Source organism: Photobacterium sanctipauli, assembly GCF_003026495.1.
GTDB classification, from domain to species: Bacteria; Pseudomonadota; Gammaproteobacteria; order Enterobacterales; family Vibrionaceae; genus Photobacterium; species Photobacterium sanctipauli.
Genome location: NZ_PYMA01000002.1, coordinates 657,097 through 678,970, shown reverse-complemented (window position 1 = coordinate 678,970; position 21,874 = coordinate 657,097). Strand labels below are relative to the sequence as shown.

The following is a 21,874-nucleotide window of genomic DNA, read 5'->3' as shown; positions in this document are numbered from 1 at the left end:
TTAGTCTATGTGCGATCGAAGCAGCATCCAGATAAACACAGGCGCGCCAATACTCGTGATCACGACGCCAACGGGTAGCTCCGCCGAGGGCAGCAATACCCTAGAAAGCGTATCGGCAGCGGCCAGTAACAATGCGCCGGTAATGGCCGACAAGGGCAACAAGTAACGATTTTCGGTTCCCAACCCTAAACGCAACAAATGGGGGATCACCAAACCAATGAAGCCAATCACCCCACCCAGTGCGACCGATGCCCCGACTAGCAGCGACACAATCAGTATCAATCGCCAGCGGAAAGCGGAAACATCAAGCCCTAGCTGTTTAGCTTGGTTCTCTCCGAGCATCAATAAATCAAGCTTGCGCCCTTGCAGGCAGAGCCAAGCCAAAATAGGAAAAACAATCAGCAGCAAGCTCAGTTGAGACCAGTTCACGCCCGCGACACTGCCCATCAACCAATACATCAGCATACGCAGGCTCAAGTCATCACTGAAATAAAATGCCCAGGTCACCACCGCACCGGACAGGATCCCGAGTGCGACACCGATCAATAGTAGCCGGGCTGTAGATACTCTCTTTCTTCGTGACAGCCCCACCAACACCAAGGTAAAACACAATGCCCCCAGCATGGCAGCAAACATAGTCAGCATCGGGCTAGGCACGAACGGTAACACAAACATCAAGATAACCAGAGCGAGGCTGGCCCCGCCCGATATTCCCAACACACCAGGCTCAGCTAATGGGTTGCCTAAAAGCACTTGTAATACGGCACCTGAAACGGCCAATGAGGCGCCAATAGCTAAAGCAGCAAAGAGCCTTGGCATCCGAAGTTGAACCAGAAGTTGCTGCTCTAAATCGCCATCAGGCATCCATGGCAGGATAAAGATTTCACCGACAGATAATGAAAGGAAGCAGGCGACTAAGAGTGCAACACCGGCACTAATGAAGCCTACGCGCCAACGCGCTTGCCGGCGTAAGAGAAGATCGTTTAACTGCATGGATAAGGCACGGTAATAAATGACGCTTTACCATACCGTTTCACCCATAAAATGGAAACCAAGAAGTGATTAGAATGCGGCTAGTTGTTGATTTCTTTACTAGCCGCACTGGGATTTAGGGCTCAGATGTCAATTTTCATGTCTTTGTAGTAGTACTCTTTGTCATGGTCACTGATCTCACGCAGTACCCGACAAGGGTTACCCACCGCAACAACGTTCGCAGGAATATCTTTGGTTACCACGCTGCCAGCCCCAATCACGGTATTTTCACCAATGTTGACACCCGGCAGTACGACGGCACCCGCCCCAATCCAAACATTGTTACCAATTCGAACCGGTATATTGAATTGTGCCACCTTGCGACGAAGATCAGGGTCGATCGGATGCCCTGCCGTCGCAATCGTGACATTGGGTGCAATCATGACATTATCACCAATGTAAATATCGGTGTCGTCGACTAGCGTGAGATTAAAATTGACGTAAACATTGTCACCTAGGTGGGTATACTTCCCCCAATTAGCCCGCAATGGTGGCTCGATATAGCAATCCTTCCCCACTTCCGCGAATATCTGCTTGATGAGTTCAGTACGTTTGGCTTGCTCGGACGGTCTTGTATGATTGAAGTCGTAAAGTACTTCCATACACTCGGCTTGCTCGGCAACAAGCCCTTCATCATCACTGCAATAGATCTTCTGGCTTTGCATCCGCTCACGTAACGTTAGCGCCTGCATTTCTTCATGTCCTGCATCAGACATTGTTATCACTCCAAATATCAATACTGACGTCACTATGCCGAGATAACTGCATGAATTGAAGTGATATACCCAGATAAAATATGGACTTTGTGACATGGGTTCGTATTGCAAATACCATCAATGGGAACCCAGCAACTCACCCTAGTTACGACCGCTTAGTCCTTTACTTTCAATTGTTCGCCAAGACTGACTTCGGTCTCCTTTACCAACAAGCATGCGCGCTGCCCGATAGCAACATTGGCATTGGGAAAGACCACGGACTCCCCCCCGTCTAATGCAAAGTATTCCGTCTCCTGATCGGCTGCAAGGAACTGGCCCTGTGCAAAAAAAGTAAAGTTGGCTTGGTCATTAGGAAAATTAAATCGAAAGTCGTCAGAATGCTTGATAAGGGTGCGGGTGACCTTATAGATAACCATCTCGCCGTCTTGCCACTGCGATGCTATGTGTGGCTGGCTGACTAAACGCAGTAGCGCCTGGTAGAAAGGGGCCAGTTTATCGAGATCATTCTCGCCAAACTTAGCCACCCGGCCCAACTCCAGTGTCAGCGCTTGGGCACTGAAGTTTTCTGCGCTATACCAACTGAAAGTTGATGACGGCGTATTCGACAGCATTGCTGCTTCAATTTTCGCTTGCTGTAAAAAGGCGAACAACACCTCATCCCTTGTTGGGTTATCGGAGTGTGGGCTCACTGCAAAGGTATAATGGGCTGAACCGCGTATCGCACAATGAAGATCAAGATGCCAACGCTGATGACTGGATGCTGATCCCCCTGAGTAAAAATGGCTGACCGCATCTTGGAGTTGATTGGCGATGACACAGTCGATATTTCGGGCTTGGTTGCGCCCCTTGAACAAGCGATTCATGTTCTCTTCAATGAACCGAGTATGGTTATTGATGGCATCAGGGTGCGCGATGATTAAGAGTAATCGGTGGCTGGGTGCTAACTGCCCGCATATGATCTGCTCTGCAAGGCGCTGTATTAGCTCTATCGGGCTAGTTTCATCCCCATGCACTCCAGATGACAACACTAAGCTTTTCTCTTCACCAGTCGGCGCTGAGGGCGTTATTTGTAATACCCCTCGACTCAGTAGTTCACACGTTGCACCTGTGGCTGTTTTCCACTGGCCACGCTCAAACGCAATATCAAGGTTGAGTGTCGCGCCAAGAAAATTCCCTTCTTTTACCTGCTGCAACATTGTCATGTCACTTCTCCCTGTTAACACCTTCCCCCATTACCGTCAGGAGGAAATCACTGCTAACACTATATCGCACAGAGATTTATTTGTAACCACAATGTTAATAGCAGCATCAAATTAGTTACATTCAACAGAAGATAGAGATAGAGATAGAGATAGAGATAGAGATAGAGATAGAGGATATTCTAGGACAGAAATAACAAAGCCCAAGCAAGTTCTACACACCTTGCTTGGGCTCTAATTATGGTTAAGCAGCGATTACTGTTCGATTTCGATGTTTTCTACGCGTGCTTTTAGTTTTTGACCCGGACGGAAAGTAACAACACGGCGAGCAGAGATTGGAATATCTTCACCCGTCTTAGGATTTCTTCCTGGACGCTCGTTCTTGTCACGTAAGTCAAAATTACCGAAACCCGATAATTTCACTTGCTCGCCACTTTCAAGAGCTTTCCTAATTTCTTCAAAGAAGACTTCCACCGTATCCTTGGCGTCCCGTTTGCTTAATCCAACATTCTCAAACAGGTTCTCAGCCAGATCGGCTTTTGTGAGCGCCATAGATAATTCCCTCAAGACTATGTTGAATGGATTGTAGCCATACCCATGTATAACTACAGCGAATTAGTCTGCAAGATAATAAGCACAAATTTGACGTGATTTGACCGCTGGATTCGTGCTCAATCTCAACTAGAGACAAGTTTAAGCCAACTTGCTGATTTCCGCCAACTTTTTTAAGTTAACTTGTTGTCAAATTACTGATTATTAGTAGCACAAAAAGCCTGTATCCATGCACCTAGTTGTGCTTAATAAGCATAAAATGCGAAAAAATCGTCTAAATATCGTCACCACAGCGGCATATATAACTAATATTTAGCCACCAGATAGAAATTGTAGCTATATATCAAAAAGTTACATTTATTAGATTCAAATCAAAAAAAAGCAGCCATAATTGGCTGCTTTTATAAAACAATAACTTAAAAATCATCGTTTTTTTCTATTCGCTGTATCTATATACCAGCCGAATAGTGCTATTTAGTCACGTAGGCTAGCACCGAAACGCTCAGCTAGAACAGCAACAATGCTGTCTACTGCACCTGCGATATCCGCTTCTTCTAGAGTACGCTCTGCTGACTGAAGTGTTAGCGCGATTGCAAGGCTCTTCTGGCCTTCCTCAACACCCTTACCACGGTAAACGTCAAACAGGTTAACATCGGTGAGTAGCTCGCCGCCATTTGCGCGACAAACTTCCACGACATCACCCACAGCAACGTCTTCGTTCACAACGATCGCGATATCGCGACGGTTTGCTGGGAACTTAGAAACAGCAGCTGCTTCAGGAAGAACGCGAGAGTTGATTGCATCCCACTCGATTTCGAACACGATAGTACGACCGTTTAGGCCGAACTTGCGCTCAAGCTCAGGGTGAACAGTACCAATCACACCGATTTCTTTGCCGTCTACGATAATTGCCGCAGTTTGGCCTGGGTGAAGTGCTGGGTGCTTAGCTGGCTTGAAGCCGAATGCAACTTCGTTAGCCGTTAGCTCTAGCACTGCTTCTAGGTCGCCTTTCAGGTCGAAGAAGTCGACAGTGTTAGTTTCAATATCCCAGTGCTCTTCGCTACGCGCACCAGCAATAACACCCGCAAGCATTGGCTCTTGGCGCATACCGTTTTCAGCCGACTCGCAAGGGATGAAACGTAGGCCGTATTCAAATAGACGAACACGTGGCTGCTGACGCTTCTGGTTGTGAACAACCGTGTTTAGAAGACCTTGGATCAGGCCTAGGCGCATTGCTGACATTTCCGCAGAAATTGGGAATGGCAGGATTAGCGGCTCAACACCAGGAACAATCAGTTTCTGCTGCTCAGGCTCTACGAAGCTGTATGTGATTGCTTCGTGGTAACCGCGGTCAACAAGAAGGTCACGTACACGCTTAAGCGGTAGGTTTGCTTCTTTGTGGTCGTTCATCTTCAGTGCAGCTGCAGGCGACTGATTTGGGATGTTGTTGTAACCGTAGATACGGCCAACTTCTTCAATCAGATCTTGCTCGATGGCAATGTCAAAACGCCATGTTGGTGCAGTGGCAGTCCAACCTTCAGCCGCTGTTTCAACAGAAAGACCTAGACGCTCTAGGATCTCAACCACGTCTGCATCAGCAATGTGGTGGCCTAGTAGGTTGTCTAGCTTAGAACGGCGTAGCTCAACTGTGTTTGGCTTTGGTAGGTCTGCTTCAGACTCAACGCCAACAACTGGCGCAACTTCACCACCACAGATCTCAACAAGAAGCTGTGTAGCACGCTCCATTGCGCTGTGCTGAAGGGCGAAATCCACACCACGCTCAAAACGCATTGAAGAATCAGTGTGCAGGCCGTAGCTACGCGCGCGACCACGGATATGGTCTGGTGCGAAGAACGCACACTCAAGTAGCACGTCCGTTGTGTTAGCCATTACACCAGATAGCTCACCACCGAAGATACCAGCAATTGCTAGCGCTTTAGTGTGGTCAGCAACAACTAGCGTATCATCGTTTAGCTCAGCTTCTGTGCCGTCTAGCAGTGTTAGCTTCTCGCCCTGCTCTGCCATACGAACAACGATGCCGCCGTTGATCTTAGACAGATCAAATGCGTGCATTGGCTGGCCTTGCTCAAGAAGAACGTAGTTGGTGATATCAACAACAGGATCGATAGAGCGAATACCACAACGGCGCAATTTTTCTTGCATCCATAGCGGTGTTTCAGCTTTAACATTCACGTTCTTAACAACACGACCAAGGTAACGAGGACATGCTGCTGGCGCTTTAACTTCGATAGATACAGTGTCTTCGATAGTTGCTGCAACCGCTTCAACTGACGGCTCAGTCACGTCAGCACGGTTAAGTACGCCGACTTCACGCGCTAGACCACGGATGCTGAAACAGTCAGCACGGTTTGCTGTTAGGTCAACATCAACGGTTACGTCGTTCAAACCTAGGAACTCGCGGAAATCAGTACCTAGTACTGCATCTTCTGCTAGCTCAAGGATACCATCTGACTCAACGTCGATACCCAGCTCAGAGAAAGAACAAAGCATACCGTGAGAAGGCTGGCCGCGAAGCTTCGCTTTCTTAATTTTGAAGTCACCAGGCAGTACTGCACCTACAGTAGCCACAGCTACTTTTAGACCTTGGCGACAGTTTGGCGCACCACAAACGATGTCTAGAAGCTCTTCTTCACCAACATCAACTTTGGTTACGCGTAGTTTGTCGGCATCTGGGTGCTGACCGCACTCAACAACCTGACCCACTTTAACGCCAGTAAATGAACCCGCCACAGGTAGTACGTCGTCTACCTCTAGGCCAGCCATTGTAATTTGGTGAGTTAGTTCGTCAGTGGTAACCGCAGGGTTTACCCACTCACGAAGCCATGATTCGCTGAATTTCATTGTGATTAAACCTCTGGATTACTTGAACTGTTTTAGGAAACGAAGGTCGTTCTCGAAGAACGCACGTAGGTCGTTTACGCCATAACGCAGCATGGTTAGACGCTCAACGCCCATACCAAATGCAAAACCAGAGTATTTCTCAGGGTCGATACCAACACTACGTAGTACGTTCGGGTGAACCATACCGCAGCCTAGTACCTCTAGCCACTTGCCGTTCTTACCTTTAACGTCAACTTCTGCTGAAGGCTCGGTGAACGGGAAGTAAGATGGACGGAAACGTACTTCTACTTCTTCTTCGAAGAAGTTACATAGGAAGTCGTGAAGAATACCTTTCAGCTGTGCAAAGTTAACGTTCTCGTCAACTAGCATGCCTTCCACCTGGTGGAACATTGGCGTGTGAGTTTGGTCGTAGTCGTTACGGTATACACGGCCAGGTGCGATAAAGCGTAGTGGCGGCTGGTTTTCTTCCATAGTACGGATCTGAACACCAGATGTGTGCGTACGAAGCATCAGATCTGGGTTGAAGAAGAAAGTATCGTGATCCGTACGTGCTGGGTGATCTTCAGCAATGTTCAATGCATCGAAGTTGTGGAAAGCATCTTCGATCTCAGGACCAGCTTCGGTAGTAAAACCAAGCTCGCCAAAGAAGCTTTCAATACGTTCGATAGTACGAGTAACAGGGTGTAGGCCACCGTTCTCGATACGACGACCTGGAAGAGAAACGTCAATGGTTTCTGCCGCAAGCTTTGCTTCTAGCTCAGCACGCTGAAGCGCATCTTTGCGCTCAACCAATAGAGCCTGAACTGCTTGTTTCGCTTTGTTGATCTCTTGACCAGCAGTGCGACGTTCTTCAGGTGGTAGTTTACCTAGCTGTTGTAGTTGAAGGGTAAGGTGACCCTTTTTACCTAGGTACTGAACTCGGACTTCGTCCAGAGCGACTAGTGAATCAGCCTGCTCAATAGCTGCCGTTGCGTTGGCAATAATCTCGTCTAGATGTTGCATCGTTTCCTCATCCACCCACAGGTGGCGTCCATTAGGGAGATATAAATTCGCGTAACGATACATACTAAAGAAACATGCGTCTAAATCCAAACCCAATCGTAAGAAATTAACGGGTTTGGACGAAAAAAAAACGGCTTTATTCCCTCTAATACCAAAAAGATAAGCAAAGCGATAACCTAACTAGTCTTTAACCGATGTAATGAATGAAAAAGCCACGATTTTTTGACCTGTAGAAGCACATTTTTTCGACCAAAAACCCTAATTACGCTGCAACAAGATGTAATTGGTGAACCACTACAGACTGATAGTATACAAAGCGGTTAAATACTGCTGGCCGACACGAATTAGATAAAGAACCAATCGCGTTTTAACTTGTCCTATACCGTTAAAATTGCAGGAACAAAGTAATAGACAATGAAGCGAATACATACCCTTGATAGCCTCAAACTCTTTTCAATCATGGCTACCTTTTGCATCCATTATGCTGTTTTTTACCACTATGGCGGCATAGAACATAACCGCTACTACTTGGGTATCAACATTGCGGCTCGCTTTGCGGTTCCCGTCTTTTTTGTCATCTCGGGTTATCTTTTTTGCCATAAAGTTCAAGCAGGAGGGTGGAAATACACCAAAAAGTATCTCAGCCAGCTGTTACTGATGTATATCAGCTGGACGATGGTATACCTCTTAGCCTTTGGGATAGGACGCAATGATTGGCGCGTTATCAATGTTGCCGATATCTTTTATTTTGGTATCTGGGGAGCCGAAATTCTATGGTTTCTAGTGGCGCTCACTATTGCAATTGCGGTTCTGTTTCTCGCAATCCGAATACAACAAACAACGGCGCTGTTTATCCTTGCCAGTCTGCTGCACTTCATCGGGCTAACTGGACAAGGCTACCAAGAGATTCTTCCTCTCGGACTTTTCACCCCAGACGGTGACATCTTTTATCAATCACGGGATCCGCTGTTCTTTGCCCTATTCTACGTTTCGCTCGGCTATCAAATGGCACAACCTCGATGGCAAGCAAAGATAGACAACATAAAATGGCAGTACTTCGCTATTGCATCGGCAATCTTTTTGGGCGTATCCGTTTGGGAGGGCCTCACCCTCATCGAGTCATACAATGCAAAGATTGCTGACTACTATATATCGACGCTTCCTCTCACCCTTTCCCTCATCGGCTTGGCCCTTCGCGTTCCCAATCGCCATTATCCCAGCAAGATGAGCCAAATTGGAAACCATAGTGGTGAACTCTACCTAAACCATGGCATTTTCCAGCTCATGCAAGGAACTGTGTTCTGGACCATCGGCTATTACCGTATCCCTGAAATGATGGCACAACAGGCAAACAGCCTATGGCTACAAAGCCTGCTAGTACCAGTAATGCTTGTGATCAATATTGGCGTGTACTTTGCCCTTAGAAAAGTCTATTTGGTTTGTGTGGGTAGGCAGGTTATTGCTACTTATAAAGAATCTGCCGTGATATTGAATGCGTTTTGGCTACTGTTCTTTACTATGCAAACCAACGGCGGGGGGACGATGTTCGACACTGATTCAATTACCGTTGTTGTAACCGCGCTATTTATTGCCATGACCAGTTATTGCTTAGTACTTCACTGCTTCAAACCGTTACACGATAAGTTTACTCAGCAGGCATTGAAGCATGCTGGCCTTGTCGCCATTAACTCTGCCTTATGGTTCGTTCTTGCCTACTCTGGGCTCTTGCATAGCATGCAAGGTTCATACAACCCACAAACGCCAATCCTTGAAAGCCTACTAAGCTCACCGTTGCTCTGTGCCACCCTGCTCTTTCTATTTATAGTAGGGATTACTCTGGCTATCCAAAGAAAGGTTTACAACACCACACCCAACATCACTACGGTATCAATCAACTAATACATAGCCCGCATTTTGGCGGGCTATCTTTTTTCCCCCAAGAAAGACTCAACATATTGTGCCGGCAGTGATCTTCAAATCGCGTTGTTGATGAGCAGCACACGCCAGTGCTTCATAAAGCCCCTTCACCATATCTGCAAGCGGCATACACGGTTGGCTGTCACATTGCCTTTGTTGGGGCAGTAAAGGGACATGCACGAAATCGCACCGAGCGCTTCCTGGGTGCTCTGTGGCTAAATAATGGCTGATACCGTAGAACAAGTGGTTACAAACGAAGGTGCCCGCGGTATAGGATATCTCAGCAGGAATGTCGGCCTGGTTTAGCGCCTTAGTCATGGCCTTCAGCGGTAAAGCGCTAAAAAACGCTTCCTGGCCACCATCGATAATTGGCTCATCGATAGGTTGGTTACCATTATTATCTGGGATACGAAAGTCATCGTGATTGATGGCCACCTTCTCAAAACTGATCTTATCCCGCCCAGCAGCCTGACCAAGCATCAGCACAATATCAGGATTAACAGCCTCAATTTTCTGTTTGCATATCTTAAGCGACTCATACCTGACAACAGGTAATAGCTGGGTATACAAGCTAATGCCAACAGCTTCAAACTTAGTAAGCCACTCTTCTGAAAGTAATTGCTGCAAGATACGCTCTGTTGGGTTAATGCTTTCACCACCGAACGCTTCAAAACCTGTAACTAACACTTTTTTGGCCATTTTACTCCCTTACTCAACCCCACCACCCTTGCTAGGCAGTATGGGAAGATCAATCGCTTAAGTTAGAAATCAAACAACCAGTGTCAGCTATTTTGCTGTCGAATCCAAGTGGGTGACACGACATTAATTTAGCTTTTATGGGCTTGTAGAAGGGGCGCTAATTTCGTTGAACAGAAATGAGCCACAGCGAATATAAATTGGTCGGCGCACTGTATTGGGATGGTTAGAGAAATTAAAAAGGTTGGTTTGTATTAGATGAGAAGGGGGTAGAGGAAATTCAGATAGAAAAAAGGAGAGCCGAAGCTCTCCTTTCCTCATCAAAACTGACTGAAAATTACAGTGCAGCTTTTGCTTTTTCAACTAGTACTGTGAAAGTAGCTTTGTCGAATACAGCGATGTCAGCAAGGATCTTACGATCGATCTCGATAGATGCTTTCTTAAGACCGTTGATGAAGCGGCTGTAAGACATACCGTTCTGACGAGCAGCAGCGTTGATACGTGCAATCCATAGTTGACGGAAAGTACGTTTCTTGTTGCGACGGTCACGGTAAGCGTACTGACCAGCTTTAGTTACCGCTTGGAAAGCTACGCGGTAAACACGTGAACGTGCACCGTAGTAACCTTTAGCTTGTTTAAGAACTTTCTTGTGACGTGCACGTGCTTGTACACCACGTTTTACGCGAGGCATAGGAGACTCCTAACTAAAATTAAAATATAAAACTAAAAACGATTAAGCGAACGGAAGCATACGTGCAACAGCTGCTACTTCACACTTAGGAAGAATAGCGTTTGGACGTAGCTGACGTTTGTTCTTAGTAGTACGTTTAGTCAGGATGTGACGCTTAGTTGCGTGCTTAAACTTAAAGCCACCAGCAGTTTTCTTGAAACGCTTAGCAGCACCTTTGTTGGATTTCATCTTAGGCATGATGAGACTCCGCATTGTTGATAGTTAATAACATAGTAATAAGGCGAACAAAAAGCGCTGCGGTTAAGCAGCGCTTTCAGCTACTTGAATGCCTTAATTACTTCTTCTTTGGAGCAAGCATCATCGTCATTTGACGACCTTCTACTCGATTAGGGAAACTTTCGACAACCGCTAGGTCGACTAGGTCATCCTTAATACGATTCAGAAGCTCGATACCAAGACTCTGATGGGCCATTTCACGACCACGGAAACGTAGCGTTACTTTGCCCTTATTGCCCTCTTCTAAAAAGCGAGTCAGGTTGCGCAGTTTTACCTGATAATCGCCTTCGTCTGTACCAGGTCGGAATTTAACTTCCTTGATCTGGATTTGTTTCTGCTTTTTCTTTTGCTCTTTAGCAGCCTTGCTCTTTTCGAACAGGTACTTGCCATAGTCCATCACACGACAAACTGGTGGCTCGGCATTCGGGCTGATTTCAACTAAGTCTACACCAGCTTCATTAGCAAGATTCATTGCTTCTTCGATAGAAACAACACCAACTGACTCACCGTCTAGACCAGTTAAACGTACTTCACGTACACCACGAATTTCACCATTTAAACGATGTGCATTCTGCTTAACTGGTGCTTGGGTTCTTCTTCCGCCTTTAATACCTTATTCCTCCACAACATTGAGCTTGCGACTGCTAATATCTTGCTGCATGAATGCAACAAGATCGTCAATCTTAAATTTACCCAAATCTTTACCCTTGCGAGTACGAACTGCAATCTCGCCTGCTTCGACTTCTTTGTCTCCACAAACAAGCATGTAAGGCACTCGCTTCAAAGTATGTTCGCGGATTTTAAAGCCAATCTTCTCATTTCTCAAGTCCGCATTGACTCTAATTCCACTTTTTTGCAGTTTTTTCACTACTTCTTGTACATATTCTGACTGACTGTCAGTAATGTTCATCACTACAGCTTGCTGAGGCGCCAACCATGTTGGGAAGAAGCCTGCGTATTCTTCAATCAGAATACCGATGAAACGCTCTAGTGAACCAAGAATAGCACGGTGAATCATAACTGGAGTGTGACGTTCGTTGTCTTCACCCACGTATGTTGCACCTAGGCGCTCTGGAAGCGCGAAATCTAGCTGTACGGTACCACACTGCCATGCACGATCTAGACAATCGTAAAGTGTAAACTCGATCTTAGGACCGTAGAATGCACCCTCACCTTCTTGAATCTCGTATGGGATTTCCATCGACTCAAGTGCTAGTTTCAAGTCAGACTCAGCTTTGTCCCACATTTCGTCAGAACCAACACGCTTTTCTGGGCGCGTCGATAGCTTAACAACAATGTTAGCGAAGCCAAATGTCTGATACGTATCATAAACCATTTTGATGCAAGATGTAACTTCTTGTTGCACCTGAGCTTCCGTACAGAAGACGTGTGCATCATCCTGGGTAAAGCCACGTACACGCATAATGCCGTGCAATGCGCCAGATGGCTCATTACGGTGACAAGAGCCGAACTCCGCCATACGTAATGGTAGATCACGGTATGATTTTAGACCTTGGTTGAAGATCTGCACGTGACCTGGACAGTTCATTGGCTTGATAGCGTATTCACGGTTCTCAGAAGAAGTGGTGAACATCGCTTCAGCGTACTTGTCCCAGTGACCTGAACGTTCCCAAAGTACGCGGTCCATCATTAGTGGGCCTTTTACTTCTTGGTAATCGTATTCAGTCAGTTTTTCACGAACAAATACTTCAAGCTCACGGAAGATAGTCCAGCCGTTGTGATGCCAGAATACCATGCCCGGTGCTTCTTGCTGCATGTGGAACAGGTCAAGCTGCTTACCGATCTTACGGTGGTCACGCTTCGCGGCTTCTTCAAGGCGAGTTAGGTGCGCCTTCAGTGCTTTCTTGTCGTGGAATGCAGTACCGTAGATACGCTGAAGCATCTTGTTGTCGCTGTCACCACGCCAGTAGGCGCCCGCTACGTTTAGTAGCGTGAAGTGCTGACAGAAACCCATGTGTGGTACGTGAGGACCACGACACATGTCGATGTATTCTTCGTGATGGTATAAGCCCGGACGATCGTCGCGAGATACGTTCTCGTCTAGGATTTCCACTTTGTATGGTTCGCCACGTGATTCAAACGTATCACGTGCTTCCTGCCAGCTAACCTTTTTCTTGATAACTTGGTACTTGGTCTTTGCCAGCTCTTTCATACGCTTTTCAATCTTTTCAAGATCTTCTTGCGTTAGAGACTCGTCAAGATCGATATCGTAGTAGAAACCGTTGTCGATGGTAGGACCGATCGCCATTTTAGCTTGCGGGTATAGCTGCTTAAGCGCGTGACCAAGAAGGTGAGCACATGAGTGACGAACGATTTCAAGACCGTCAACTTCATCTTTAGCCGTGATGATTTCAAGGCTTGCATCTTCTTCAATTAGATCACATGCATCTACACGGTTACCGTTTACACGACCAGCGATGGTAGCCTTCGCAAGACCAGGACCGATCGATTGCGCGACTTCCATTGTAGAGACTGGGTTATCGAATTGACGCTGACTGCCGTCAGGAAGAGTAATTACAGGCATGTATATGTCCTTTCACAGTGGTCTTGCACACCAAGCAAGACATGTTGAATTTAAAAAGCTTAGAGAAACTTTTATGAGATAAATGAAGCTTTCATACTGCTACCGCAATACTAAGCGGCTCACAGATACAAAAACGAAGCTGTAAATATAACAAACGCCTATGACATATTGCAAAGCCACAACCAATTATTTTTTCACCAAGCGAAAACTCACCACAAAAAGTTGCTCTGTACCTGGGTATATCTCTTCAAGTACAATCCGTAATTGGGTTAGCGACATATTCTCTTCACGAGCGTGTACTTCATTGAGTTCGCTCAATAACACAGGTTCATTGCCCACCACCTCTAGCTGGCAAAACATTCGCCCTTCTTCATAGATGATGGCATCCACTACACTGCCCGGCTCATAGTGGCTATCCGCCTCATCGCGAATGGTGATTGTCTTCTTTTCTGCAAGTACATCTTTTTCAAATCGAGCCAGAAAAAGCATCTCTTTGTTCACTGTCGTCACCTCCCCGAAAATCAGTTAAAACACATCAATAATGTAGTCATTTCACGGTAAAAAGTTTATTAACTTGAAATGAAGAATAAAAGTTGCTTTGATTTGTATAGGCAAATAAGGAAAGCAGCAATGACCCAGTCTCCACGCTATATGCAAATCAAGCATTACCTCAATGAAAAAATCAGTAGCCGCGCTTGGCCGCCAGGGCACAAGATCCCAACTGAGCTTGAGCTTTCCGAACAATTCTCTGTTAGTCGTATGACGGCTAACAAAGCGATACGGGATCTGGTTAAGGAAGGGTTGCTAAAAAGAACACCAAGGCTAGGGACTTTTGTCTGCCACAAAAAAGCCGAGTCGCCACTGATGGAGATCCGCAATATCGCCGATGAGGTGAAAAACCGTGGCCACCAATATCGTTCTGATGTCATTAAACAAATGAGCATCGAAGCCAGCGATGACGTTGCCTTGAGGTTGGGCGTGAAACACGGTACCAAGGTGTACTTCACCCAAATCGTGCACTTCGAAAACAATACCCCGATCCAACTGGAAGAACGCTGGGTGAATCCTGACTTTGCGCCAAGTTATATCGATCAGGACTTTTCCAGTCAAACACCCAATGAATACCTAGTTCAGACTTGCCCGCTCAGTGATATCGAGCATACCGTCGAGGCACTCTTGCCCAACCAAAGAATCGCCGATTTACTGCATGTCTCTGCGCAATCCCCCTGCCTGTTATTGAATCGCCGCACCTGGAGTAGCAATAAGTTAGTCAGTACCGCCCTACTCTATCACCCTGGGGACAAGTACAAGCTCAGCTCCCGCACTGCGGTTTAGTTCTGATCGGCTTCTTTTTGCCACAGTAACTAAGCTAATTGCTTCAAACAAATTGCTGCAAGCCATTAATCACAACAAAATAAGGGTTATAGAATCCACTTCATAGCCCTTCTTTAACATTGCTTTTCCTCTCATTTCCCACCTACTGGCAGCGAAAAATTACAACAATGATCACAATCTATTTACATTGCACCTTGAGTTTCTATTAATAATTGCCTATTTATTTGTATATACATAATAAAGAAAGGCACTGACATGGACCGAGTGTTGACCAATTTGAGCATGGTAACCATGAATACAGATTCTGGGTATCGTCTTATCGAAAACGCCATGATAGGCATCGAGAATGGCAAAATCATGTTTGCCGGTGAAGCTGATCACTATGATTTTCACGGCCATCCTGACATTGTCGATTGCCAAGGTGCATTGGTGACGCCGGGATTCATTGATTGCCACACCCATTTAGTCTTTGCCGGTAATCGAGCAGAAGAATTCGAGCAGCGTTTACAAGAGGTGCCTTACGAGGACATCGCCAAAGCCGGGGGTGGCATTCTTTCAACGGTTCAAGCCACGCGCCATGCCAGTGAAGAGACGCTTTACGATCTCGCACTCAAACGACTTCAGGGCTTAAAAAGCGACGGTGTAACCACCGTTGAGATTAAATCTGGTTATGGGCTAACGGTCGACGATGAGCTGAAAATGCTGCGGGTTGCCCGGCGTTTGGGTAAGCTTGAAGATATTAATGTTGTCACCACACTGCTCGCCGCCCACGCCTTGCCGCCAGAGTACACTAACGACCCAGATGGCTATATCTCTCTAGTTTGCGAGCAAATCATTCCTGCTGCTGCGGCTGAAAACCTCGCTGATGCCGTTGATGTATTTTGCGAAGGCATCGGTTTTTCGACCGCCCAATGTAAGCGTGTCTTTGATGCTGCGATAAAGCATGGGCTGGCTATAAAGGGGCATACCGAGCAGCTATCTAACCTTGGCGGCAGCGCACTTGCAGCTCGCATGGGTGCCTTATCCGTCGACCATATCGAATACCTCGATAATGAGGGTGTCGCGGCCCTCGCAGCCAGTGGCACCGTCGCCACCTTACTACCTGGCGCATTTTACTTCTTGCGTGAAACACAAATGCCGCCCATCGACCAACTTAGGAACCTTGATGTACCCATGGCGATAGCCACAGATTTTAATCCTGGCACTTCCCCTATTGCATCGCTAAGGACCATGATGAACATGGCTTGTACCCTGTTCAGGCTAACGCCAGAAGAGGCCCTTGGCGGAGTAACACGTCATGCGGCTAAAGCACTTGGCCATGGCACAAGCAAGGGGCAAATTGAAATTGGTATGGATGCTGATCTTGCGGCTTGGGATGTCAACCACCCTGCCGAGTTGTCATATCGTATTGGCGTGCCTGACTTAAAATTCCGGGTCGTCAACGGACACCTATTTCACGCACACCAAGCAATAGCGCCTCACCATAGCTATACCCTCAAGACCGTAGCAGAACAGTCAGCGACAGGAGAACAACATGTCAATTGATATGGGTGTTTGGGCCGGTAGAACGGATCCCGAAGACGGTGAGCTGGGCATGCGATGGCACCAAAAGATCCGCCCTGCAGATCAAGCCAACGATGAAGGCATTATGTTACTTGGCTTTGCCTGTGACGAAGGGGTATCTCGCAACAAGGGCCGTACCGGTGCTTTTGATGCGCCCGTTGCTATCCGCAAGGTTCTGGCAAACCTAGCTTGGCATCATACCGAGCCCGTTTATGACGGTGGAGACATCTGTTGCAGCGATGGCAACCTCGAATTGGCACAACACCGCCTTGGCGAAGATGTTTGCCGTGCCCTTCGACAAAAACACAAGGTCATGGTGCTTGGCGGCGGCCATGAAGTGGCATGGGGTACGTTTCAAGGTATTGGCAACTACCTGATCCAGAAGCAGCATGTAAATGAACAACAAAACCAAGATGCTTTCTCCTCAGCAAAAGCGCCTTCAACACCCAAGGTAGGCATCATCAACTTTGATGCCCACTTCGACCTGCGCAACCCGCCGGGTGGCCAGCAATCGGAGCAAGGCAGCTCTGGGACACCATTTCATCAAATTGCCCGTTTTTGCCAATTACAAGGCTGGCCTTTTCACTATGCTTGCCTCGGGTTAAGCCGAACCAGCAATACCCAGGCACTATACCAGAAGGCCGACACGCTATCGGTACTCTATAAAGATGATGTCGAGCTAAAGCAGCAGAACCTAGAATCCGTTCAGGAGGAGCTTCAAGCCTTTATCGACCAATCTGATTACCTTTATCTCACCATCGACATGGATGTATTTCCAGCCGCTGTTGCCCCCGGTGTAAGTGCGCCAGCTGCACGCGGTGTACCGGTAGAGATAATCGAAAACCTACTTAGCCAAATCCTATCTAGCAAGACCCAAAACGGTGATAGCAAGGTACTCGTTGCCGATATTGCCGAATATAACCCGAGATTTGATATTGATAGTCAAACTGCACGTCTAGCAGCCCGCCTCGTGTGGACCATTGCCCGTGCCCTACGTTAATCATGCGCTACCCAATAGCCCTAAAGGCAACACAAAATATTTAAATAGGTAGCTCAGCAAGGAGAGCCAAATGACACAGCCAACATCGCACGTTAATCCACGATTGGATGAAACTCGCACCATCATTGCCCCAACCGGCACCGAGCTCAATGCAAAATCATGGATGACAGAAGCCCCGCTACGGATGTTGATGAATAACTTACACCCAGATGTAGCAGAACATCCCCACGCCTTAGTGGTATACGGTGGTATCGGGCGTGCTGCGCGTAACTGGGAATGTTATGACAAAATTGTCGAAGTTCTACAGCGTCTTGAAGATGACGAAACGCTGCTGGTTCAATCCGGCAAGCCTGTTGGTGTGTTCAAAACCCACAGCAATGCCCCTCGCGTGCTGATTGCCAACTCTAACCTTGTACCGCATTGGGCTAACTGGGAGCACTTTAACGAGCTAGATAAAGAAGGCTTGATGATGTACGGCCAAATGACAGCAGGCAGCTGGATTTACATTGGCTCGCAGGGCATTGTTCAAGGCACTTACGAAACCTTTGTCGCGATGGCTAAACAACACTTTAACGGTGACAGCAGCGGCCGTTGGATCTTAACGGGCGGCTTGGGCGGCATGGGCGGTGCACAACCATTGGCGGCGACTATGGCCGGTTTTTCCATGATTGCGGTTGAGTGCGATGAAACCCGCATCGACTACCGTTTGCGCACCGGCTATGTAGATTGCAAGGCACACACGCTCGACGAAGCAATGGCGATTGTTGAACAAGCAAAAGAAAACGGTAAACCTGTTTCCGTGGGCCTTCTGGGTAACGCGGCTGACGTATACGCTGACATCGTTGCTCGTGGCATCGTACCAGATGCCACCACTGACCAAACCTCTGCCCATGACCCACTCAATGGTTACCTGCCACAAGGCTGGTCTATGGAACATGCCGCTGAAATGCGCCTAAAAGATGAAGCGGCGGTTGTGAAAGCGGCAAAAGCATCAATGGCGGTACAGGTTAAGGCGATGCTGGCGTTACAAGAAGCGGGCTCAGCCACCGTGGATTACGGCAACAACATTCGTCAAATGGCCTTTGAGGAAGGCGTTGAAAACGCATTCGACTTCCCAGGCTTCGTTCCAGCCTATATCCGCCCGTTATTCTGCGAAGGTGTCGGCCCATTCCGCTGGGCAGCGCTATCGGGCGATCCTGAAGATATTTACAAAACCGATCAGAAGGTGAAAGAGCTGATCCCCGACAACCCTCACCTTCACAACTGGCTGGATATGGCCCGCGAGCGAATTCAGTTCCAAGGTCTACCTGCCCGTATCTGCTGGGTTGGCTTAAAAGACCGCGCCCGCCTAGGCAAGGCCTTCAATGAAATGGTTAAAAACGGCGAGCTGAAAGCACCGATTGTGATCGGCCGCGACCACCTTGACTCCGGCTCGGTTGCTAGCCCTAACCGCGAAACTGAAGGCATGATGGATGGTTCAGATGCCGTCTCAGATTGGCCACTACTCAACGCCCTCCTTAACACTGCATCGGGTGCTACTTGGGTTTCCTTGCACCATGGCGGTGGTGTCGGTATGGGCTTCTCCCAGCACTCAGGTATGGTCATTGTTTGTGACGGCAGCGATGAAGCCGCCGAGCGTGTTGGCCGTGTCCTTCGCAATGACCCAGGCACTGGGGTTATGCGCCATGCGGATGCAGGTTATGACATTGCCATTAATTGTGCCAAAGAGCAGAAACTTGATCTGCCGATGATCACCGACACTCAATCATAGTCACTCGACAAATATAAGGATGTTGTATGTACCAAATTGAAATTAATCCGGGCAAATTGTCGCTGACTCAACTTCGCCATATCAGCCGCCACAAAGTGACATTGTCACTGAGCAAATGTGCGTATGGAGACATGCTTGCCAGTACCCAGGCCGTTGAACAGGTCATCGCTGAAGATAAGGTCGTTTATGGTATCAATACTGGCTTTGGCCTATTGGCAAATACCCGTATCGCGGTAGAAGATTTGGAAACCCTTCAACGCAGTATCGTACTATCCCATGCAGCTGGTATCGGCGAGTTCATGGAAGACCACACTGTTCGCCTCATGATGGCGTTAAAAGTGAACAGCCTGGCACGCGGTTATTCTGGTATCCGTCCAATGGTTGTTGATGCGCTGATCACCCTGCTCAATGCAGAAGTTTACCCTTGCATCCCCAAAAAGGGCTCCGTCGGTGCGTCCGGTGATCTCGCTCCCCTCGCCCATATGAGCACGGTTCTGCTGGGTGAAGGTCAGGCTCGCCATAATGGCGAAGTCATTAGTGGGGCTGCGGCATTGAAGATTGCAGGGCTAGAACCGATCACCCTCGCACCAAAAGAAGGATTGGCATTGCTCAATGGCACCCAAGCATCCACTGCGTTTGCACTTGAAGGCTTATTTGCAGCAGAAGATCTTTACGCATCCGGCACGGTATGTGGTGCCATGTCCGTAGAGGCGGCCTTGGGTAGTCGCCGTCCATTTGACCCTCGTATCCATCGAGTGCGCGGCCACCGCAGTCAAATTGATGCAGCAGATGCTTACCGCCACCTACTTGGTAAAGAGAGTGAAATTGGCCTTTCCCACCAGCAGTGCGAAAAGGTACAAGACCCCTATTCACTGCGCTGCCAACCACAAGTCATGGGGGCTTGCCTTCAACAGATCCGCCACGCGGCCGATATTCTTGAAGTTGAAGCCAATGCCGTATCGGATAACCCACTGGTATTCGCCGATGATGGCGACATCATTTCTGGCGGTAACTTCCATGCAGAACCTGTTGCCATGGCCGCTGATAACCTCGCCTTGGCGATTGCCGAAATCGGCAGCCTTTCAGAGCGTCGCATGGCGCTACTTATCGACAGCGGCCTAAGCAAATTGCCACCGTTCTTGGTCGACAATGGCGGTGTTAACTCCGGCTTTATGATCGCTCAAGTCACATCCGCAGCGCTGGCTAGTGAAAACAAGACCCTGGCCCACCCAGCGTCGGTAGACAGCCTACCAACTTCGGCAAACCAGGAAGATCACGTTTCTATGGCCACGTTCGCAGGACGTAGGCTGAAAGACATGGCCGAGAACACCCGAGGTATTCTGGCTGTGGAAATCCTTGCCGCTGCACAAGGGCTTGATTTCAGAAAGCCAAACCGCAGTTCTGAGCGTATCGAACAAGCCAAGGAAATGCTTCGCGCCCGCGTTGATTTCTATGACAAAGACCGCTATTTCGCCCCTGACATAGAAAAAGCCAACCAGCTGCTGCTTGAAGCAAACTTCAATGGCCTGATGCCATCGCAGCTACTACCAAGCATCTAGGGTTTGTAAGCCTTTAAACGACTTTTTTATCCTAAAGCCGAACACTTTTGTTCGGCTTTTTATTTACTCTTCTCACTTTTAACTTCTTGCCATAACGTTGATTAAGCTATCATTTCAGCAATTTTGACGCCTTCGATAATATAAAACCTTGATAAGCACCCAGTTATTTGACCAATAAATAGACTACTATGATGATAACTGGTGCTCATCAACTGATTGATGTTTCGTGGAGGATGCTATGTGGCAAGCAATTTCTCACCAACTGTCTGAGGTCTTGGATAGGCCTTTCAAGATTAGTGAAAAAGAAGCAGTAGAAGGCGGTGATATCAACGAGTGCTACTGCATTGGTGATGGTAATGAACGCTTCTTTGTAAAGTTAAATGACAGGGAGCAGTCCGCCATATTCGAATCTGAAGTCGAAAGCTTAGACGCCCTCAATGAATCCGATTGTATCCAAGTGCCACAGTTTATCCATATGGGTACAACCAAGGATAAATCATTCCTAATACTCAACTACCTCCCCACGAAAGTTATCGATGATACAGCCGCCTACACCCTAGGACAGCAATTAGCACGGCTGCACTCATGGGGCGAGCAAGGTGAGTATGGCTTTGATTACGATAACTACATTGGTTTGACGCCACAGCCCAACAAGTGGCGCCGACGCTGGTGTCGATTCTTTGCTGAACAGCGTATTGCCTGGCAATTACAACTATGCCAAGAGAAAGGCATTGAGCTCGGCAATATCGACACGATTACCAGCCGCGTGATCCAGTTACTGATGAACCACAAGCCGAAGCCCTCGTTATTGCACGGCGACCTCTGGCATGGCAATACCGCCCTCACTGTTACTGGGCCTATTATTTTCGATCCTGCTTGCTACTGGGGCGACCGCGAATGTGATATTGCGCTAACAGAGCTCTTTGGTGGCTTTTCGCAATCCTTCTACGATGGCTACCAATCGATATGGCCGCTCGATGAAGGCTACGCCGAACGTAAAGATCTCTACAACCTTTACCATATTCTTAACCACTGCAACCTGTTTGGCGGTAGCTATATACACCAAGCAGAGCAACTCATCGATAAACTCCAATTACACGGTGATTAACCTCACCTTTAAAAGTGAATTATCGCTCGATTGAGTTTTACTGCTAGGCA

19 protein-coding genes are annotated in these 21,874 nt (G+C 47.7%); 7 read left to right on the top strand and 12 right to left on the bottom strand.

Translation table 11 applies throughout. The features are described from left to right. The 6 genes from btuC to pheS all read right to left on the bottom strand — a co-directional run bounded on the left by btuC (position 1) and on the right by pheS (position 7,363). Entirely contained in the window at positions 1 to 993 is a 993-nt protein-coding gene (btuC, locus tag C9I98_RS06155) for a vitamin B12 ABC transporter permease BtuC (protein ID WP_036819910.1), read from the bottom strand. Between the two features lie 122 nt (positions 994 to 1,115). Next, on the bottom strand, positions 1,116 to 1,748 hold the full coding sequence (locus C9I98_RS06150; protein ID WP_245907095.1) for a sugar O-acetyltransferase: 633 nt from the start codon (positions 1,746 to 1,748) through the stop codon (positions 1,116 to 1,118). Between the two features lie 155 nt (positions 1,749 to 1,903). After that, a complete protein-coding gene (astE, locus tag C9I98_RS06145) occupies positions 1,904 to 2,950 on the bottom strand; it encodes a succinylglutamate desuccinylase (RefSeq protein WP_107271712.1) in 1,047 nt (348 codons plus the stop codon). 252 nt (positions 2,951 to 3,202) lie between these two features. After that, complete coding sequence (gene ihfA, locus C9I98_RS06140) at positions 3,203 to 3,499, bottom strand: integration host factor subunit alpha (protein ID WP_107271711.1); 297 nt, start codon at positions 3,497 to 3,499, stop codon at positions 3,203 to 3,205. 474 nt (positions 3,500 to 3,973) lie between these two features. Then, positions 3,974 to 6,361, bottom strand: coding sequence for a phenylalanine--tRNA ligase subunit beta (gene pheT, locus C9I98_RS06135; protein WP_036832340.1), 2,388 nt, complete (start codon positions 6,359 to 6,361; stop codon positions 3,974 to 3,976). Positions 6,362 to 6,379: 18 nt separating this feature from the next. Continuing rightward, positions 6,380 to 7,363, bottom strand: coding sequence for a phenylalanine--tRNA ligase subunit alpha (gene pheS, locus C9I98_RS06130; RefSeq protein WP_036832341.1), 984 nt, complete (start codon positions 7,361 to 7,363; stop codon positions 6,380 to 6,382). A 414-nt stretch (positions 7,364 to 7,777) separates the two neighbouring features. Here pheS and C9I98_RS06125 point away from each other — a divergent pair, with 414 nt between their 5' ends. After that, positions 7,778 to 9,262, top strand: a complete 1,485-nt coding sequence (locus C9I98_RS06125; RefSeq protein ID WP_036832344.1) for an acyltransferase family protein — start codon at positions 7,778 to 7,780, stop codon at positions 9,260 to 9,262. A 48-nt stretch (positions 9,263 to 9,310) separates the two neighbouring features. Here the strand turns inward: C9I98_RS06125 and pcp are convergent, their stop codons facing one another. From pcp to yqfB, 6 genes are all read right to left on the bottom strand, one after another. Beyond that, positions 9,311 to 9,979, bottom strand: a complete 669-nt coding sequence (pcp, locus tag C9I98_RS06120; RefSeq protein ID WP_036832347.1) for a pyroglutamyl-peptidase I — start codon at positions 9,977 to 9,979, stop codon at positions 9,311 to 9,313. Positions 9,980 to 10,313: 334 nt separating this feature from the next. After that, the gene (rplT, locus tag C9I98_RS06115) at positions 10,314 to 10,667 is read right to left on the bottom strand and encodes a 50S ribosomal protein L20 (RefSeq protein WP_007469869.1); all 354 of its coding nucleotides are present in this window, start codon (positions 10,665 to 10,667) and stop codon (positions 10,314 to 10,316) included. A gap of 42 nt (positions 10,668 to 10,709) precedes the next feature. Then, entirely contained in the window at positions 10,710 to 10,904 is a 195-nt protein-coding gene (gene rpmI / locus C9I98_RS06110; RefSeq protein WP_036832349.1) for a 50S ribosomal protein L35, read from the bottom strand. A 97-nt stretch (positions 10,905 to 11,001) separates the two neighbouring features. Further along, entirely contained in the window at positions 11,002 to 11,553 is a 552-nt protein-coding gene (infC, locus tag C9I98_RS06105; protein ID WP_081879153.1) for a translation initiation factor IF-3, read from the bottom strand. 3 nt (positions 11,554 to 11,556) lie between these two features. Further along, on the bottom strand, positions 11,557 to 13,488 hold the full coding sequence (gene thrS / locus C9I98_RS06100; RefSeq protein ID WP_036832351.1) for a threonine--tRNA ligase: 1,932 nt from the start codon (positions 13,486 to 13,488) through the stop codon (positions 11,557 to 11,559). A gap of 186 nt (positions 13,489 to 13,674) precedes the next feature. Beyond that, positions 13,675 to 13,977: a N(4)-acetylcytidine aminohydrolase gene (yqfB, locus tag C9I98_RS06095; protein ID WP_036832358.1), complete on the bottom strand. Its 303-nt coding sequence runs from the start codon at positions 13,975 to 13,977 to the stop codon at positions 13,675 to 13,677. A gap of 141 nt (positions 13,978 to 14,118) precedes the next feature. Here yqfB and hutC point away from each other — a divergent pair, with 141 nt between their 5' ends. The 6 genes from hutC (at position 14,119) to C9I98_RS06065 (ending at position 21,824) form a co-directional block, all read left to right on the top strand. Beyond that, the gene (gene hutC, locus C9I98_RS06090; RefSeq protein WP_036832353.1) at positions 14,119 to 14,823 is read left to right on the top strand and encodes a histidine utilization transcriptional repressor HutC; all 705 of its coding nucleotides are present in this window, start codon (positions 14,119 to 14,121) and stop codon (positions 14,821 to 14,823) included. 255 nt (positions 14,824 to 15,078) lie between these two features. Continuing rightward, a complete protein-coding gene (gene hutI / locus C9I98_RS06085) occupies positions 15,079 to 16,368 on the top strand; it encodes an imidazolonepropionase (protein ID WP_081879154.1) in 1,290 nt (429 codons plus the stop codon). Then, positions 16,358 to 17,386 (top strand): formimidoylglutamase, encoded by a 1,029-nt coding sequence (gene hutG / locus C9I98_RS06080; RefSeq protein WP_036832355.1) that lies wholly within the window; start codon positions 16,358 to 16,360, stop codon positions 17,384 to 17,386. The genes hutI and hutG overlap by 11 nt, the downstream gene beginning before the upstream one ends. A gap of 70 nt (positions 17,387 to 17,456) precedes the next feature. Then, positions 17,457 to 19,157, top strand: coding sequence for a urocanate hydratase (gene hutU / locus C9I98_RS06075; protein ID WP_107271710.1), 1,701 nt, complete (start codon positions 17,457 to 17,459; stop codon positions 19,155 to 19,157). A 26-nt stretch (positions 19,158 to 19,183) separates the two neighbouring features. Next, positions 19,184 to 20,716, top strand: a complete 1,533-nt coding sequence (gene hutH, locus C9I98_RS06070; protein WP_036827595.1) for a histidine ammonia-lyase — start codon at positions 19,184 to 19,186, stop codon at positions 20,714 to 20,716. A gap of 238 nt (positions 20,717 to 20,954) precedes the next feature. Beyond that, positions 20,955 to 21,824 (top strand): fructosamine kinase family protein, encoded by an 870-nt coding sequence (locus C9I98_RS06065; protein ID WP_036827598.1) that lies wholly within the window; start codon positions 20,955 to 20,957, stop codon positions 21,822 to 21,824. Positions 21,825 to 21,874 lie beyond the last annotated feature (50 nt).

Excerpts from the sequence above, each read along its gene's own strand:
- btuC (WP_036819910.1), bottom strand. The coding sequence starts at position 993 with ATGCAGTTAAACGATCTTCTCTTACGCCGGCAAGCGCGTTGGCGCGTA.
- C9I98_RS06150 (WP_245907095.1), bottom strand. The coding sequence starts at position 1,748 with ATGTCTGATGCAGGACATGAAGAAATGCAGGCGCTAACGTTACGTGAG.
- astE (WP_107271712.1), bottom strand. The coding sequence starts at position 2,950 with ATGACAATGTTGCAGCAGGTAAAAGAAGGGAATTTTCTTGGCGCGACA.
- ihfA (WP_107271711.1), bottom strand. The coding sequence starts at position 3,499 with ATGGCGCTCACAAAAGCCGATCTGGCTGAGAACCTGTTTGAGAATGTT.
- pheT (WP_036832340.1), bottom strand. The coding sequence starts at position 6,361 with ATGAAATTCAGCGAATCATGGCTTCGTGAGTGGGTAAACCCTGCGGTT.
- pheS (WP_036832341.1), bottom strand. The coding sequence starts at position 7,363 with ATGCAACATCTAGACGAGATTATTGCCAACGCAACGGCAGCTATTGAG.
- C9I98_RS06125 (WP_036832344.1), top strand. The coding sequence starts at position 7,778 with ATGAAGCGAATACATACCCTTGATAGCCTCAAACTCTTTTCAATCATG.
- pcp (WP_036832347.1), bottom strand. The coding sequence starts at position 9,979 with ATGGCCAAAAAAGTGTTAGTTACAGGTTTTGAAGCGTTCGGTGGTGAA.
- rplT (WP_007469869.1), bottom strand. The coding sequence starts at position 10,667 with ATGCCTCGCGTAAAACGTGGTGTACAAGCACGTGCACGTCACAAGAAA.
- rpmI (WP_036832349.1), bottom strand. The coding sequence starts at position 10,904 with ATGCCTAAGATGAAATCCAACAAAGGTGCTGCTAAGCGTTTCAAGAAA.
- thrS (WP_036832351.1), bottom strand. The coding sequence starts at position 13,488 with ATGCCTGTAATTACTCTTCCTGACGGCAGTCAGCGTCAATTCGATAAC.
- yqfB (WP_036832358.1), bottom strand. The coding sequence starts at position 13,977 with ATGCTTTTTCTGGCTCGATTTGAAAAAGATGTACTTGCAGAAAAGAAG.
- hutC (WP_036832353.1), top strand. The coding sequence starts at position 14,119 with ATGACCCAGTCTCCACGCTATATGCAAATCAAGCATTACCTCAATGAA.
- hutI (WP_081879154.1), top strand. The coding sequence starts at position 15,079 with ATGGACCGAGTGTTGACCAATTTGAGCATGGTAACCATGAATACAGAT.
- hutG (WP_036832355.1), top strand. The coding sequence starts at position 16,358 with ATGTCAATTGATATGGGTGTTTGGGCCGGTAGAACGGATCCCGAAGAC.
- hutU (WP_107271710.1), top strand. The coding sequence starts at position 17,457 with ATGACACAGCCAACATCGCACGTTAATCCACGATTGGATGAAACTCGC.
- hutH (WP_036827595.1), top strand. The coding sequence starts at position 19,184 with ATGTACCAAATTGAAATTAATCCGGGCAAATTGTCGCTGACTCAACTT.
- C9I98_RS06065 (WP_036827598.1), top strand. The coding sequence starts at position 20,955 with ATGTGGCAAGCAATTTCTCACCAACTGTCTGAGGTCTTGGATAGGCCT.